This is a genomic window from Streptomyces sp. NPDC042638, assembly GCF_040647235.1.
GTDB lineage: Bacteria > Actinomycetota > Actinomycetes > Streptomycetales > Streptomycetaceae > Streptomyces > Streptomyces rameus.
This window is the reverse complement of the sequence record NZ_JBEZBT010000018.1, coordinates 107,494-120,915: the sequence shown is the minus strand read 5'-3', so window position 1 is coordinate 120,915 and position 13,422 is coordinate 107,494. Positions and strand designations below refer to the sequence as shown.

The following is a 13,422-nucleotide window of genomic DNA, read 5'->3' as shown; positions in this document are numbered from 1 at the left end:
GCGGGTGTGAGATCTGCTGGACGGGGGCCTTCAAGGCGGGCGACACACGCTCACGACGCGAACAGCCGCACGGGCCAGGCCGCGTGCCACTGCGCACCGACCTCCAGCAGGGGTCCTGAAGCGGCGGGCAGCGCGTCGACTCCCTCGTCGAGCACTCTGCGCGCCGCTTCCACCGCCCGGTCCGCCACGCGGTCCAGCTCCGGCGCCAGCCGGGCGAGCGCTCCGGTCGCGTCGAAGGGGTCGAGGCTCAGCAGCCGCACGGTGGCCGTCGCCGGCCCGCTCACGCTCTCGTACACCGCGCAGTGGGCCGCGTCCTCGGGCGCGAGTCCGGCCGCCCGGGCGGCGAGTCCGAGCACGACCGGCTGATGGGCGCCCCTGGGGAACGCGCGGGCCACGGCGTCGAGTTCCTCCGAGGGCCAGCTGGCCCGGGCGGCCCGCAGCAGCTGCCTGCCCAGGCGCCGCGCGGCGGTCCGCAGGGCCGGCGACGGGGTTCGGGCGTCGGCCGCCGCGTCCAGCTCACCCGGGTCGGCGCCGAGGACGGCCGCCGCGGCGAGCGCCCCCGCGACCAGCCCGGCGGTGTGCAGCCGGCCCCGGCAGAACGCCTCCAGGCTCGCGGCGTCGGTGATGCGGCCCGCCTTGACGGCGGCCTCCGCCCCGCCGGAGTGCGCGTGCCCTCCGGCGGGGAAGCGGCCGTCGGCCAGGACGAGCAGTGCCGCTCGTGACATCACACCGCCCTCAGAAGAGGAAGTAGCGCTGGGCCATGGGCAGTTCGGCGGCCGGAGTGGCCTCGACCAGTTCCCCGTCGATGTGCACGGCGAAGCTGTCGGGATCGACCCGGACGTCCGGCATGGCGTCGTTCTCGCGCATGTCGGCCTTGGTGACCGCACGCGTGGACTCGATCGCCACGAACCGCTTGCCCAGCCCCAGCCGCTCCGGCAGTCCGTCCTCGATCGCCGGCCGGCCCACGAAGTTCACCGAGTTGGCGGCCGGGGCGCGGCCGATCGCGCCGTACATCGGGCGCGGCAGGATCGGCTGCGGGGTGGGGATGGAGGCGTTGGCGTCGCCCATCTGCGCGTAGGCGATCTGTCCGCCCTTGATGACGAGCAGCGGTTTGACCCCGAAGAACGCGGGCTCCCACAGCACCAGGTCGGCGAGCTTGCCGGGCTCGACGGAGCCGGTCTCGGCGGCGAGGCCCTGGGCGAGCGCCGGGTTGATCGTGTACTTGGCGACGTAGCGCCGCACCCGGTGGTTGTCGGCGCGGCCGTCGCCGGGCAGCGCGCCCCGCCGGCGCTTCATCACGTGGGCCGTCTGCCAGGTGCGCAGGACGACCTCGCCGACGCGGCCCATGGCCTGGGAGTCGGAGGAGATGATCGAGATCGCGCCGAGGTCGTGGAGGATGTCCTCCGCGCCGATGGTGGACGGGCGGATCCGGGACTCGGCGAACGCCAGGTCCTCGGGGACGGCCGGGTTGAGGTGGTGGCACACCATCAGCATGTCGAGGTGTTCCTCGGTCGTGTTGACGGTGAAGGGCCGGGTCGGGTTGGTGGAACTGGGCAGGACGTTGGACTGTGAGACCACGGTCATGATGTCGGGTGCGTGACCGCCGCCCGCGCCCTCGGTGTGGTACGAGTGGATGCCCCGGCCCGCGATGGCCGCGAGGGTGTCACCGACGAAGCCCGCCTCGTTCAGGGTGTCGGTGTGGATGGCGACCTGGATGCCGGTCCGGTCGGCGACGGTGAGCGCGGCGTCGATCACCGCGGGCGTGGAGCCCCAGTCCTCGTGCAGCTTCAGGCCCACGGCACCACCGCGGATCTGGGAGAGCATCGCCTCGTGGCTGACGGTGTTGCCCTTGCCGAGGAAGCCGACGTTGACCGGGTAGGACTCCATCGCCTCCAGCATCCGGGCGAGGTGCCAGGGGCCGGGAGTGACGGTGGTGGCCTTCGACCCCTCGGCGGGGCCGGTGCCGCCGCCGACCAGGGTGGTGATGCCTGAGGCCAGCGCCTCGTCGGCCACCTGGGGACAGATGAAGTGGACGTGCGCGTCGATGGCGCCGGCGGTCAGGATGCGTCCGTTGCCCGCGATGATCTCCGTCTCGGGGCCGATGACCAGGTCGGGGTGGACGCCGTCCATGGTGTCGGGGTTGCCGGCCTTGCCGAGGGCGGTGATCCGGCCGTCGCGGATGCCGATGTCGGCCTTGACGATGCCCCAGTGGTCGACGACGACGGCACCGGTGATCACGGTGTCGGGGGTGCCCTCGGCCCGGGTGGCGCGGGACTGGCCCATGGACTCGCGGATGACCTTGCCGCCGCCGAAGACGGCCTCGTCCCCGGATGCGCCGGGGCCGCCGGAGCGGTCCTCCTCGATCTCGATCAGCAGGTCGGTGTCGGCGAGCCGGATACGGTCGCCGGTGGTGGGACCGAACAGGTCGGCGTACGCGCCGCGGGAGATCTCAGGCATCGAGGGCACCTCCGGTCTCGCCGCGCAGGCCGGGCACGATCCGGGCACCGGCGACAGGCACGAGTTCGATCTCGACGGGGATGCCGGGCTCGAAGCGGACGGCGGTGCCGGCGGCGACGTTCAGCCGCTTGCCGCGGGCGGCGGCGCGGTCGAACTCCAGGCCGGGGTTGGCCTCGGCGAAGTGGTAGTGGGAGCCGACCTGGACGGGGCGGTCGGCGGCGTTGAGAACGATCAGACGAGTGACGTCACGGCCGGTGTTGAAGTTGACGGGGTCGTCCGCGAACAGGATCTCTCCGGGAATCATCGCGGGCCTCAGATGATCGGCTCGTGGACGGTGACGAGCTTGGTGCCGTCCGGGAAGGTGGCCTCGACCTGGACGTCGTGGATCATCTCCGCGATCCCGTCCATGACGTCGTCCCTGGTAAGGATCTTGCGACCGGAGGACATCAGTTCGGCGACGGTGCGGCCGTCCCGCGCGCCCTCCAGGATGTGCGACGTGATGAGGGCGACCGCTTCCGGGTGGTTGAGCCTGAGCCCGCGGGCCCGGCGCCTCTCGGCGACGTCGGCCGCCACGTGGATGAGCAGCCGCTCTTGTTCATGCGGGGTCAGTTGCACGTCCCACCTCACAGTCCTTGCTCCGGACCGTGCGGGGTCCGGTTGCCGCAGCCACCGCGACGGGGATAGATGTAACACACAGACAAATCCCCGGATCATCCGCAAATCCGGGTATAAAAACCCCTGGTGACATGGAACGGCAGGCTAGAACGCCGGAGTTTCAACGACGTTAAACCAGCCCTTGATGCACTCATGACCGCCCGATGGGCTCCCGCAGAGACGGGCCCTAGGAGGCGCCCGGCCTCCGGTGCTCGGCGGCGATCCCGAAGCGCTGCTGTTCGCGCGGCACGGAACCGGCCTCGCGCACCCTGGACACCGAACTGACGACCTGCTCCTGCTCCGCGGCCTGCCCGTCCAGCGCGTCGAGCCGCTCCAGGTCGGCGGCCGACACCAGCGCGACCAGCGGCTTGCCGTGCCGGGTGACGACGACGCGCTCACCGCCGTACACCACCCGGTTGATCAGGTCGGCGAGCTCAGCCCTGGCTTGCGTCACCGGAATCTCGTAGGCCATACCCCCATCATAACGTCACGTACGTCCTGTACATTTTTTACAGAAGTCGAGCCCACAGGGGCCTCGTCGCGAGGAGGGGTATGTCCATGACCCGACCGTCCGCCCGCCACGTCCTGCCCGAGTTCACCGAGCGCACCGGGGCCGCCGTGCGCACCCTCGATCCGTACGCGAAGCTCTTCGAGGACCGGATCGTCTTCCTCGGCACCCCGGTCGACGACGCGGCGGCGAGCGATGTGACGGCCCAGCTCATGTACCTCGAACACGCCGCCCCGGACCAGGACATCACCCTGTACCTCAACTCGCCGGGCGGCTCCTTCGACGCCATGGCGGCGATCTACGACACGATGCGGTACGTCAGTTGTGACGTCGCGACCTACTGCCTGGGACAGGCCGCGGCCTGTGCCGCGGTGCTGCTCGCGGCCGGCGCCCCCGGCAAGCGGTTCATGCTGCCCGGCGCCCGGATCGTGCTGGAACAGCCCGCGCTGCCGGAGCCGGTGCGCGGCCGGCCCAGCGACCTCCTGATCCAGGCCGAGGAGCTGTCCCGGGTCCGGGCGACGCTGGAGGAGATGCTCGTCCGGCACACGGGTCGCACGGCCGGGCAGGTCCACGAGGATCTGGAGCGTGACCTGATCCTGGACGCCTCCGGGGCGCTCGCGTACGGTCTGGTGGACGGCATCGTGCCCAGCCGCCGGGACACGCCCGGCGCACCGCACGCGAGGTGAGCCGCCCATGCTGCCGGAACTTCCCCCGCTGCCCGCTCTGACCAGCGCCGAGGGCGAGCTGATCGACCATTACCTGGAGGCGGTCGACCTGCTGGGGCGCATCAACCCCGCCAGGCACGGTGACACCTACGCCGGACTGCGTGCGGCCCAGGCCCTGGTGCGCAAGGCGGCAGAGCTGAGGGACGCGCTCGCGTTGATGCACCGGCGGGGCGAGACGGAGCTGCACGGGGACACGCTGGCACGGGCGCTGCGGGTGCTGGACGGTGAACGCCGGGCCGCCCGCGTCGCGCTCCCGCCCGACGGCGTGGACTGAGGCGGACAGCCGGCGGGCCGTCGGCACCCGCGCGTCGACACGCGTCGTTCGGACCGGACTTGAAACGGCCCGAACGACGTACCGCCGACCGGTGGACATCCAGATCGTTTTCCGGGGCTCCCGAGTTGCGCACCGCGTGGGCCCGGGTATCGCCGGGAAGCCCTTTTCCCCAGGTCCGGGGCTACGCCGGGGAATTGACGAACGCTCGAACAGAGCAGCGTCCACCCGAACGGGCGAGTGGTGAGTAACGCCACAAATCCCCGGTTCCGTTGGGATTTTCTTATCGTCGTGCGTCAAGATCCCTGTCTGACGACAAGCCCCCGCCACCGCGGCGGGGCGGTCCGGGCGGACGCCGAGTCCTGCCGCCGCCCGGACGACCGGTCGACAGGAGTGGATCGGCAGGAGTGGAGGACCCAGGCAAGACGGGTCGCCGGAACCGGATGTCCGTCTGTTCGACACAGACGGGCGGATGCTCCGAGCAGCCCTTGGGGTGAAGCCGCGGCAACGCGGCCGGGCAACTTCGCCAGCCCGAATCCGACAGGTCATCCTTCACAGGCGGCTGACGAAGGGTTGCGCATGACTGCGCTCAATCGTGTCCCGTCGCTGATGGCCCGGGCCGGCACGGCCTCGGCTCTCACCCTCGCCGCCGTGGGCGGCTCGATCGCGGTGCCCGGTCTCGCCACCGACGCCTCCGCCGCGACCATCGCGACGAAAGCCCTCAAGGTCGCGGCCTCCAAGAAGGGTGCCCCGTACCGTTGGGGCGCCAGCGGGCCGCGCAGGTTCGACTGCTCGGGGCTCACGCTCTACTCGTTCAAGAAGGCGGGCAAGAAGCTGCCCCGCACCGCCGCCCAGCAGTACAACAAGACCCACCACATCTCCGCCCGCAGCCGCAAGGCCGGCGACCTGGTGTTCTTCCACTCGGGTTCCAGCGTGTACCACGTCGGCATCTACGCCGGCCACGGGAAGATCTGGCACGCCCCGAGGACCGGGGACGTGGTCAGGCTCCAGAAGATCTGGACGAGGAGTGTGTGGTACGGCCGGGTGAGCTGACCCGCCGCCAGGCCAGGAGCGGCTCCAGCAGCCGGGCCGCTCCCCGCCCCGTCAGCGCATCCCCGGCGCCCGCCTGAAGCCCGCGGGCGGCCCGGGGCCCGCCCCTCCACCGACCCCGCCCGGTCCCACCCGGGCCTGCTGCGGCTGGGCACCTCCCCGGCCGCCGGGCCGCCCTCCGGCGCGGAGCGCGCTCCACCGGGCGCATCCCGACGTCCCACGGCCGCCTGCCACGCCCCGCCAGCAGGGGCCACGGTGGCCCCGGCTGGCCACCGGCCCCGCCTGCCCGCCCGGACCTGCTGCCGCTGGGCACCTCCCCGGCCGCCGGGGGGGCCGCCCTCCGCCCCCGCGAGGAGCGCCTTCCGGGCGCATCCCGACGCCCTACGGCTCCCGACCGCCAACCCGCCCACCAGCAGGGGCCACCGCGGGCCACAGGGCAACGCACAGCCACCAGCCCAACCGACCCGACCCGACCCAGCCTGCCGCGGCCGGGCACCTCCCGGCCGCCAGGATCCGCCCGCCGCCCTCCAGTGCCGAGCGCCTTCCGGACGCATCCCGACGCCCCACGGCTCCCGGCCGCCGACCACGCCCCACCCGGCCAGGACCCGGCCAGGGTCACCGGAGGCGCCGGGGCCCGCACAGCCACCAACCCCGCCGGGCCGACCCGGGCGTGCTACGGCTGGGCACCTCCCGGCCGCCAGGCACCGGCCGCCGGGGTCCGTCCCGGCCACCCCCCGCGCCGAGCGCCTTCCGGGCGCACCCCGACGTCCTGCGGCTCTCGGCCGCCGACCACGCCCCGCCGGCCAGGGGCACCGCGGTGGCGGTCGATGGGGTGGGCGTGGCGGCGGCGCGCTGCGACCGGCGGAGCCGGCCGGTCGGCATGACGCCGGACCATGCCGCCCTGTGGGAGATCGAGGCCCTGCTCGCCGGGGCGGCGGCCACGCGGGGCTGCTGGTGCCGGCCCCTGGGGTAGCCCGTGGTGTGCGCGCTCGTCGGTGCGGACCGGGGCTGAGCGCCGTACCGGAGGCGGTGGCGCGGGCCGCCGACCGTGCCGGCTGCCGGAACTCGGCGCCGCACGATCCCGGGGGCATGCCGCCGCAAACGTGGAGAAGTCGGCCCCGGACGCCTTCCGTGCACTGCTGGGGGCCTCGGGCCGTCGCCTGGGCGGGAAGGGGTGGTTCTGCCGAGGAGTGGGCCGCCGCAGGTGCCGCCCGCTGAGGGATGTGGGGACGCGTGATCGGCTCGGCCGGCCGGAGTGGAGGCATGTGGGCGGCGTCCGGGCCGGGCTCCGGCTCCAGGGTTCGTCGGCCTCGGCATGCCGGTCCGGCAACCTCCCGCCTACTGCCCTGTGCCCCTGTCCCCCTGTGTCCCTGTGCCCCGGCGCGCGGGCCTACGGCTCCTGCGGTCGCCCCGCCGGAACCGGTGCCGCCGGGACCGCCCAGGGGAGTTCGATGGAGACCGTCTTGCCGCCCTCGCGGGTGGGGCGGACGCGGAGTCTGCCGCCGCACTCCGCGGTGAGACATCGGATGATGACCATGCCGCGCCCGTTGTCCTGCTGGACGGCGGCGGGCAGTCTTTTCGGGAAGCGGGGGTGGCTGTCCGTGACGCCGATGCGCAGGTGTTCGTCATGGTGCAGCGCGAGGTCGACCGTGAAGGTGGGTGACTGCCCGAAGGTGTGCTGTACGGCGTTGGTGGCGAGTTCGGAGACGATGAGGCGCACGGTGTCCGCCACGTCGGTGTCCGACGGCAGGCCCCACTCCGCCAGGGTGCCCACGACGTAGGAGCGGGCGGCGGAGACCGAGGCGGGATCGCTCGGCAGAGTGACGGATGCTTCCAGATGGTCTGCCATGTCGACGTCGTCCCTTTCCCACGGGACCGCGGTCCGACATACGGCGGCGGGTTCGAGTACGGTCCCGGACTGGTGCTTGCCCGTCAGACTGCCACCACTGGGCCCGCCACGGGGTGCGATCCACCAAGATATGCATATATCTGTCGCTCGATGCGGTGAAATCTGCGACGCCGGACCGTATTTGGGTGGTCCGTCAGGAGTAAGGAGGAGCCATGCAGAACGGTCCGGCGGTGCGCCGCCGCAAACTGGGCGCCGAACTGCGCACGCTGCGTACCGAAGCCGGGCTCACGAGCGGTGAGGCGGCCCGGCTGGTCGGCTGGCACCAGTCGAAGGTGAGCCGCATCGAGACGGGCGCCAGCGGTGTGAAACCGGCCGATCTCCGGTTACTGCTCGACGCCTACGGGGTGCGGGACAGGCACCTGCGCGAGTTGCTGCTGATGCTGACGGGGTCGGAGGACGCGGGTGGCAGGCACCGCTGGTGGCACGCCTACCGCGGGGTGCTGCCGCCCACGTACCGCGATTTCATCAGCCTGGAGTCGCAGGCGAGCGCGATGCGCACCCTGGAGACCACGGTCGTGCCCGGTCTGCTGCAGACCCCGGAGTACGCCCGCGCGGTGACCCGGGCGGCGGTGAAGGGCCTGGCCGAGGACCGCCTGGACACGCTGGTGGAGGTGCGCCTGGCCCGGCAGGACGTGCTGCGTTCGAACCCGCCGCTGGTGCTGAGCGCCGTACTGGACGAGGCGGTGCTGCGCCGCGAGGTCGGCGGTCCCGGGGTGATGGCCCGGCAGCTGCGACGGCTGACGGAGGCCGCCCGTCTGCCCCAGGTACGGCTCCAGGTGCTGCCCTTCGCGGCGGGAGCCCATGTCGGCCTCACCGGGCCTTTCGTTATTTTCTCATTTCCGAGCACTTCTGATCTGGACGTGGTGGTTCTAGACCAGTTGACGAGTAGCCTCTACCTGGAGCGGAAAGAAGACCTGGTGGCCTACTCCGAGGCCTTCAGCACTCTTCAGTCCCACGCCCTTTCCCCCGAAGAATCGTTGGACTACATCGCCGGGATAGGTGACGGCGCGTAAGGAGGCACCATGTCAGCTCTGCCTCGGAACGTCCCTGCCAGTACCGACCTGCTCCACGTGCGCTGGCTGCGCAGCAGCTACAGCACGGGGGCCAACAACTGCGTGGAGACGGCCCGGCCGCGCTCCGGCCCCGCGGCCGGACTGCTCGCCGTGCGCGACTCGAAGGCCCCCGCCGGGCCCGCGCTGCTCTTCTCCCCCGCCAGCTGGGCGGGTTTCGTCACCACACTCTGATCAGAATCGATCAGGATCTCTACACACTCGGGCACACTCCTGCGACACACGGCCGTGTCACGCCGACTCATGGTCGCGTTTCGCCGATGACTCGTACAGCGCGTTCGATCTCGGCCCCGGAGAGGTCCGCTCGGGCGGTCAGCCTCAGCCGTGAGATGCCGTCGGGCACGGAGGGAGGACGGAAGCAGCCCACGGCCAGGCCCGCCGACCGGCAGTCGGCCGCCCAGCGCACCGCCTGCTCCGGGGAGGGAGCCCGCACGGAGACCACCGCGGCGTCCGGACGTACCGCCTCCAGACCCGCGGCGGTCAGCCGTGCGTGCAGGTCCGCGGCCACCTCCCGGGCCCGCGCCGCCCGTTCGGGCTCGCGCCGGAGCAGCCGCAGCGCCGCCAGCGCGGCACCGGCCGCCGCCGGCGCCAGGCCGGTGTCGAAGATGAACGTCCGGGCCGCGTTGACCAGGTGGTCGATCACCCGGGCCGGGCCGAGCACCACCCCGCCCTGACTGCCCAGCGACTTGGACAGGGTGGCGGTGACGACCACGTCGTCCGCGCCCGCGAGTCCGGCCGCGTGCGCCGTGCCCCGGCCCCCGTCGCCCAGGACACCGAGTCCGTGGGCGTCGTCCACCACCAGCCCCGCGCCGTGCTCCCGGGCCGCCGCGGCCAGCGCGGCCAGCGGCGCCCTGTCCCCGTCGACGGAGAACACCGTGTCGGAGACGACGATCGCCGCCCCGTCGTGGGCGCCCAGCGCCTTGCGCACGGCCTCCGGGTCGGCGTGCCCGACCACCTGCGTCTCGCCCCGGGCGAGCCGGCAGCCGTCGATGAGGGAGGCGTGGTTGCCCGCGTCGGAGACGATCAGCGAGCCGTGCGGGCCCAGCGTGGTGACCGCGGCCAGGTTGGCGGCGTACCCGGAGGAGAAGACCAGGGCCGCCTCGAAGCCGCAGAAAGCGGCCAGTTCCCGCTCCAGCTCCCCGTGCAGTGCGGTGGTGCCGGTCACGAGCCGGGAGCCGGTGGCGCCGCCGCCCCAGGTCCGGGCGGCCCCGGCCGCCCCCTCGGTGACCTCGGGGTGGCGGGCCAGGCCCAGGTAGTCGTTGCTCGCCAGATCCAGCAGCGGCGACTCGGCGGGGCGCGGACGCAGGGTGCGGACGAGTCCGGCGCGGCGGCGCGCCTCGGCCTGCTCGTCGATCCAGCCGAACACCATGGGTCCTCCGGTGCTTTTGTAGGTAGCGGACAGACCCTAGCGGTACGACCGGCCACCCGGTGTGTGGCGATACCCACACGGTGAACCGTCTGTGTTGTGCGAAGTCTCCTTGGCCCGGGACGGTTCCGTAGGACAGGATCGGACCTCATGGACCTGCTGAACACGCTGGTGGACAAGGGGCTTCGGCGCGAGCTGCCGACCCGCGAGGAAGCGCTCGCCGTGCTGGCCACCTCCGACGACGACCTGCTCTCCGTGGTGACCGCGGCCGGAAAGGTGCGCCGGCACTGGTTCGGACGACGGGTGAAACTCAACTATCTGGTCAACCTCAAGTCCGGTCTGTGCCCCGAGGACTGCTCCTACTGCTCCCAGCGGCTCGGTTCCAAGGCCGACATCCTGAAGTACACCTGGCTCAAGCCGGACGAGGCGTCCCAGGCCGCCGCCGCGGGCCTCGCGGGCGGCGCGAAGCGGGTCTGCCTGGTGGCCAGCGGGCGCGGCCCGACGGACCGCGACGTGGAGCGGGTCTCGCGGACCATCGAGGCGATCAAGGAGCAGAACGAGGGCGTCGAGGTCTGCGCCTGCCTCGGCCTGCTCTCCGACGGCCAGGCCGAGCGGCTGCGTGAGGCCGGCGCCGACGCCTACAACCACAACCTCAACACCTCCGAGTCCACGTACGGGGAGATCACCACCACCCACACGTACGCCGATCGGGTGGACACGGTGCACAAGGCGCACGCGGCTGGTCTGTCCGCCTGCTCGGGTCTCATCGCGGGCATGGGCGAGACCGACGAGGACCTCGTCGACGTGGTCTTCTCGCTGCGCGAGCTGGATCCGGACTCGGTGCCGGTGAACTTCCTGATCCCGTTCGAGGGCACCCCGCTGGCCAAGGAGTGGAACCTCACCCCGCAGCGCTGCCTGCGGATCCTGGCGATGGTCCGGTTCGTCTGCCCGGACGTGGAGGTCCGCATCGCCGGCGGTCGTGAGGTCCACCTGCGCACCATGCAGCCGCTGGCGCTGCACCTGGCCAACTCGATCTTCCTCGGCGACTACCTGACCAGCGAGGGCCAGGCGGGCAAGGCCGACCTGGAGATGATCGCCGACGCCGGTTTCGAGGTGGAGGGCGCCGACCAGGTCACGCTGCCGGAGCACCGGGCCGGCGAGGCGGGCGGCTGCGGGTCGCACGCGAGCACCGGCTGCGGCTCCCGGGCCGACGCGGGCTGCGGCTCGCACGAGGGCGCGGGCTGCGGCTCGCACGAGGGCGGCGGCGTCTGCGGTACTGCCGACGTTCCCGCGGCCGGTGTCCCCGCGGCCGCCGTTCCCGCAGGCGCCGTTCCCGCGGCCGGCGAGGCGCGCACCGATCTCGTCGCCGTCCGCCGCCGAGGTGCCGGAACGGATCTCGCGCCCAATGCCTGACCTCGGGGTGCCGGAGCTGCTGGAACTGGACCGGCGCCATGTGTGGCATCCGTACGGCCCCATGCCCGGCCGGGCGGAACCGCTCGTCGTGGAGGCGGCGAGCGGGGTCCGGCTGCGGCTGGCGGACGGCTCCGGGGAGCTGGTCGACGGCATGTCGTCGTGGTGGTCGGCCATCCACGGATACAACCACCCGGTCCTCAACGAGGCCGCGCGCGGGCAGCTGGACCGGATGAGCCATGTGATGTTCGGCGGACTCACGCACGAGCCCGCCGTCCGGCTCGCGAAGCTCCTCGTCGACATCACGCCGGACGGTCTGGAACACGTCTTCCTGGCCGACTCCGGGTCGGTGTCGGTCGAGGTCGCCGTGAAGATGTGCCTTCAGTACTGGCGTTCGCTCGGCCGGCCGGACAAGCGACGGCTGCTGACCTGGCGCGGCGGCTACCACGGCGACACCTGGCAGCCGATGTCCGTGTGCGATCCCGAGGGCGGGATGCACGAGCTGTGGTCCGGCGTGCTGCCGCGCCAGGTGTTCGCGGACGCGCCGCCCGCCGAGTACGAGGAGTCGTACGCCGAGCGGCTGCGCGAGCTGATCGCACGGCACGCGGACGAGCTGGCCGCCGTGATCGTGGAGCCGGTGGTGCAGGGCGCGGGCGGGATGCGCTTCCACTCCCCCGCCTATCTGCGGGTGCTGCGCGAGGCGTGCGACGCGCACGACGTGCTGCTGGTGTTCGACGAGATCGCCACCGGCTTCGGCCGCACCGGCGCACTGTTCGCGGCGGACCACGCGGCCGTCACCCCGGACGTCATGTGCGTGGGCAAGGCGCTGACCGGCGGCTATCTGACGATGGCAGCCACGTTGTGCACCCCGCGGGTCGCCGACGGCATCTCGCGGGGCGAGGTGCCGGTGCTCGCGCACGGCCCGACGTTCATGGGCAACCCGCTGGCGGCGGCCGTGGCCTGCGCCTCCGTGGAGCTGCTGCTGGGGCAGGACTGGCCGGCGGAGGTGAAGCGGATCGAGACGGGTCTGCGGGAGGGCCTGGCGCCGGCGCTCGGTGTTCCCGGCGTGCGGGACGTCCGCGTGCTGGGGGCCATCGGGGTGGTCCAGCTCGACCACGCCGTCGACATGCGGGCGGCCACCGACGCCGCCGTGCGGGCGGGCGTGTGGCTGCGCCCGTTCCGCGACCTGGTCTACACGATGCCGCCGTACGTCACCTCGGACGAGGACGTGGCACGGATCGCGCGCGCGGTGTGCGCCGCGGCACGGGAGGGATGACATGCCGGTACTGGTGATCACGGGAACGGACACGGAGGTCGGCAAGACCGTCACCACCGCCGCCGTCGCCGCCACGGCGCTCGCGGCCGGGCGTTCGGTGGCCGTGCTCAAGGCCGCCCAGACGGGTGTGGGACCGGACGAGCGCGGCGACGCGGACGAGGTCGCGCGGCTCGCGGGCCCGGTCACGGCCGCCGAAGTGGCGCGCTTCCCCGAGCCGTTGGCGCCGGGTACGGCGGCCCGGCGGGCCGGCATGGCGCCGGTGCGCCCGCAGCAGGTGGCCGAGCGGGCCGCCAAGCTGGCCACCGAGCACGATCTGGTGCTCGTGGAGGGGGCGGGCGGGCTGCTCGTCCGGTTCGACGCGGACGGCGGGACCCTGGCCGACGTGGCCCGGCTGCTGGACGCGCCGGTGCTGGTCGTGGCGCGGGCCGGGCTCGGCACCCTCAACAGCACGGAGCTCACGGCCCGCGAACTGCGGGTCCGACAGCTTGAACTGGCCGGAGTGGTGATCGGCAGCTGGCCCGGCGACCCCGGTCTGGCCGCCCGCTGCAACGTGGCCGACCTGCCCGAGGTCGCCGCCGCCCCGCTGCTCGGCGCGCTGCCGGCCGGGGCCGGGGCGCTGCCGCCCGCCGAGTTCCGCACGGCGGCGCCGGGCTGGCTCGCTCCGCGGCTGGACGGGACCTGGGACGCGGAGGCGTTCGGGGTGCGCGAGGCGCCGTAGCCCCGTCC

15 protein-coding genes and 1 riboswitch are annotated in these 13,422 nt (G+C 72.9%); of the genes, 8 read left to right on the top strand and 7 right to left on the bottom strand.

The features are described from left to right. Window positions 1-50 precede the first annotated feature (50 nt). From AB0B40_RS17415 to AB0B40_RS17395, 5 genes are all read right to left on the bottom strand, one after another. A complete protein-coding gene (locus AB0B40_RS17415) occupies window positions 51-725 on the bottom strand; it encodes an urease accessory UreF family protein (RefSeq protein ID WP_362264330.1) in 675 nt (224 codons plus the stop codon). A 10-nt stretch (window positions 726-735) separates the two neighbouring features. Further along, window positions 736-2,457 (bottom strand): urease subunit alpha, encoded by a 1,722-nt coding sequence (locus AB0B40_RS17410; protein WP_362264328.1) that lies wholly within the window; start codon window positions 2,455-2,457, stop codon window positions 736-738. Continuing rightward, window positions 2,450-2,761, bottom strand: coding sequence for an urease subunit beta (locus AB0B40_RS17405; protein WP_345054303.1), 312 nt, complete (start codon window positions 2,759-2,761; stop codon window positions 2,450-2,452). Before AB0B40_RS17405 ends, AB0B40_RS17410 begins: the two co-directional genes overlap by 8 nt. 8 nt (window positions 2,762-2,769) lie before the next feature. Then, window positions 2,770-3,072, bottom strand: coding sequence for an urease subunit gamma (locus AB0B40_RS17400; protein ID WP_161286821.1), 303 nt, complete (start codon window positions 3,070-3,072; stop codon window positions 2,770-2,772). 226 nt (window positions 3,073-3,298) lie between these two features. Continuing rightward, window positions 3,299-3,583, bottom strand: coding sequence for a type II toxin-antitoxin system Phd/YefM family antitoxin (locus tag AB0B40_RS17395; RefSeq protein ID WP_362264326.1), 285 nt, complete (start codon window positions 3,581-3,583; stop codon window positions 3,299-3,301). 86 nt (window positions 3,584-3,669) lie between these two features. Between AB0B40_RS17395 and AB0B40_RS17390 the strand changes: the two genes are divergently transcribed. The 3 genes from AB0B40_RS17390 to AB0B40_RS17380 all read left to right on the top strand — a co-directional run bounded on the left by AB0B40_RS17390 (window position 3,670) and on the right by AB0B40_RS17380 (window position 5,668). Further along, complete coding sequence (locus AB0B40_RS17390) at window positions 3,670-4,305, top strand: ATP-dependent Clp protease proteolytic subunit (protein WP_362264324.1); 636 nt, start codon at window positions 3,670-3,672, stop codon at window positions 4,303-4,305. 7 nt (window positions 4,306-4,312) lie between these two features. Further along, the gene (locus AB0B40_RS17385) at window positions 4,313-4,618 is read left to right on the top strand and encodes a hypothetical protein (RefSeq protein WP_345054293.1); all 306 of its coding nucleotides are present in this window, start codon (window positions 4,313-4,315) and stop codon (window positions 4,616-4,618) included. Between the two features lie 435 nt (window positions 4,619-5,053). Beyond that, a riboswitch (cyclic di-AMP (ydaO/yuaA leader) is annotated at window positions 5,054-5,192 on the top strand. Window positions 5,193-5,194: 2 nt separating this feature from the next. Next, complete coding sequence (locus AB0B40_RS17380; protein WP_345054291.1) at window positions 5,195-5,668, top strand: C40 family peptidase; 474 nt, start codon at window positions 5,195-5,197, stop codon at window positions 5,666-5,668. A gap of 1,387 nt (window positions 5,669-7,055) precedes the next feature. On the opposite strand, the gene AB0B40_RS17375 is transcribed toward AB0B40_RS17380, so the two are convergent. Continuing rightward, the gene (locus tag AB0B40_RS17375) at window positions 7,056-7,514 is read right to left on the bottom strand and encodes an ATP-binding protein (protein ID WP_345054288.1); all 459 of its coding nucleotides are present in this window, start codon (window positions 7,512-7,514) and stop codon (window positions 7,056-7,058) included. A 212-nt stretch (window positions 7,515-7,726) separates the two neighbouring features. On the opposite strand from AB0B40_RS17375, the gene AB0B40_RS17370 reads away from it, so the two are divergent. Beyond that, entirely contained in the window at window positions 7,727-8,587 is an 861-nt protein-coding gene (locus AB0B40_RS17370; RefSeq protein WP_345054285.1) for a helix-turn-helix transcriptional regulator, read from the top strand. 9 nt (window positions 8,588-8,596) lie between these two features. After that, a complete protein-coding gene (locus AB0B40_RS17365; protein ID WP_345054282.1) occupies window positions 8,597-8,818 on the top strand; it encodes a DUF397 domain-containing protein in 222 nt (73 codons plus the stop codon). Between the two features lie 67 nt (window positions 8,819-8,885). Here the strand turns inward: AB0B40_RS17365 and AB0B40_RS17360 are convergent, their stop codons facing one another. After that, window positions 8,886-10,013 carry an 8-amino-7-oxononanoate synthase gene (locus AB0B40_RS17360; protein WP_362264321.1) on the bottom strand — a complete coding sequence of 376 codons (1,128 nt, stop codon included), beginning with the start codon at window positions 10,011-10,013 and terminating at the stop codon, window positions 8,886-8,888. A gap of 147 nt (window positions 10,014-10,160) precedes the next feature. Between AB0B40_RS17360 and bioB the strand changes: the two genes are divergently transcribed. The 3 genes from bioB to bioD are packed head-to-tail and all read left to right on the top strand — an operon-like array spanning window position 10,161 to window position 13,414. Next, the gene (gene bioB, locus AB0B40_RS17355) at window positions 10,161-11,423 is read left to right on the top strand and encodes a biotin synthase BioB (RefSeq protein ID WP_345054277.1); all 1,263 of its coding nucleotides are present in this window, start codon (window positions 10,161-10,163) and stop codon (window positions 11,421-11,423) included. Further along, entirely contained in the window at window positions 11,416-12,696 is a 1,281-nt protein-coding gene (locus AB0B40_RS17350) for an adenosylmethionine--8-amino-7-oxononanoate transaminase (RefSeq protein ID WP_345054275.1), read from the top strand. The genes bioB and AB0B40_RS17350 overlap by 8 nt, the downstream gene beginning before the upstream one ends. A gap of 1 nt (window position 12,697) precedes the next feature. Then, on the top strand, window positions 12,698-13,414 hold the full coding sequence (bioD, locus tag AB0B40_RS17345) for a dethiobiotin synthase (RefSeq protein ID WP_362264319.1): 717 nt from the start codon (window positions 12,698-12,700) through the stop codon (window positions 13,412-13,414). Window positions 13,415-13,422: the final 8 nt, after the last annotated feature.

What these genes read in the sequence shown, in the direction of transcription:
- AB0B40_RS17415 (WP_362264330.1), bottom strand. Translation starts at nt 725, where the DNA reads ATGTCACGAGCGGCACTGCTCGTCCTGGCCGACGGCCGCTTCCCCGCC.
- AB0B40_RS17410 (WP_362264328.1), bottom strand. Translation starts at nt 2,457, where the DNA reads ATGCCTGAGATCTCCCGCGGCGCGTACGCCGACCTGTTCGGTCCCACC.
- AB0B40_RS17405 (WP_345054303.1), bottom strand. Translation starts at nt 2,761, where the DNA reads ATGATTCCCGGAGAGATCCTGTTCGCGGACGACCCCGTCAACTTCAAC.
- AB0B40_RS17395 (WP_362264326.1), bottom strand. Translation starts at nt 3,583, where the DNA reads ATGGCCTACGAGATTCCGGTGACGCAAGCCAGGGCTGAGCTCGCCGAC.
- AB0B40_RS17390 (WP_362264324.1), top strand. Translation starts at nt 3,670, where the DNA reads ATGACCCGACCGTCCGCCCGCCACGTCCTGCCCGAGTTCACCGAGCGC.
- AB0B40_RS17385 (WP_345054293.1), top strand. Translation starts at nt 4,313, where the DNA reads ATGCTGCCGGAACTTCCCCCGCTGCCCGCTCTGACCAGCGCCGAGGGC.
- AB0B40_RS17380 (WP_345054291.1), top strand. Translation starts at nt 5,195, where the DNA reads ATGACTGCGCTCAATCGTGTCCCGTCGCTGATGGCCCGGGCCGGCACG.
- AB0B40_RS17375 (WP_345054288.1), bottom strand. Translation starts at nt 7,514, where the DNA reads ATGGCAGACCATCTGGAAGCATCCGTCACTCTGCCGAGCGATCCCGCC.
- AB0B40_RS17370 (WP_345054285.1), top strand. Translation starts at nt 7,727, where the DNA reads ATGCAGAACGGTCCGGCGGTGCGCCGCCGCAAACTGGGCGCCGAACTG.
- AB0B40_RS17365 (WP_345054282.1), top strand. Translation starts at nt 8,597, where the DNA reads ATGTCAGCTCTGCCTCGGAACGTCCCTGCCAGTACCGACCTGCTCCAC.
- AB0B40_RS17360 (WP_362264321.1), bottom strand. Translation starts at nt 10,013, where the DNA reads ATGGTGTTCGGCTGGATCGACGAGCAGGCCGAGGCGCGCCGCCGCGCC.
- bioB (WP_345054277.1), top strand. Translation starts at nt 10,161, where the DNA reads ATGGACCTGCTGAACACGCTGGTGGACAAGGGGCTTCGGCGCGAGCTG.
- AB0B40_RS17350 (WP_345054275.1), top strand. Translation starts at nt 11,416, where the DNA reads ATGCCTGACCTCGGGGTGCCGGAGCTGCTGGAACTGGACCGGCGCCAT.
- bioD (WP_362264319.1), top strand. Translation starts at nt 12,698, where the DNA reads ATGCCGGTACTGGTGATCACGGGAACGGACACGGAGGTCGGCAAGACC.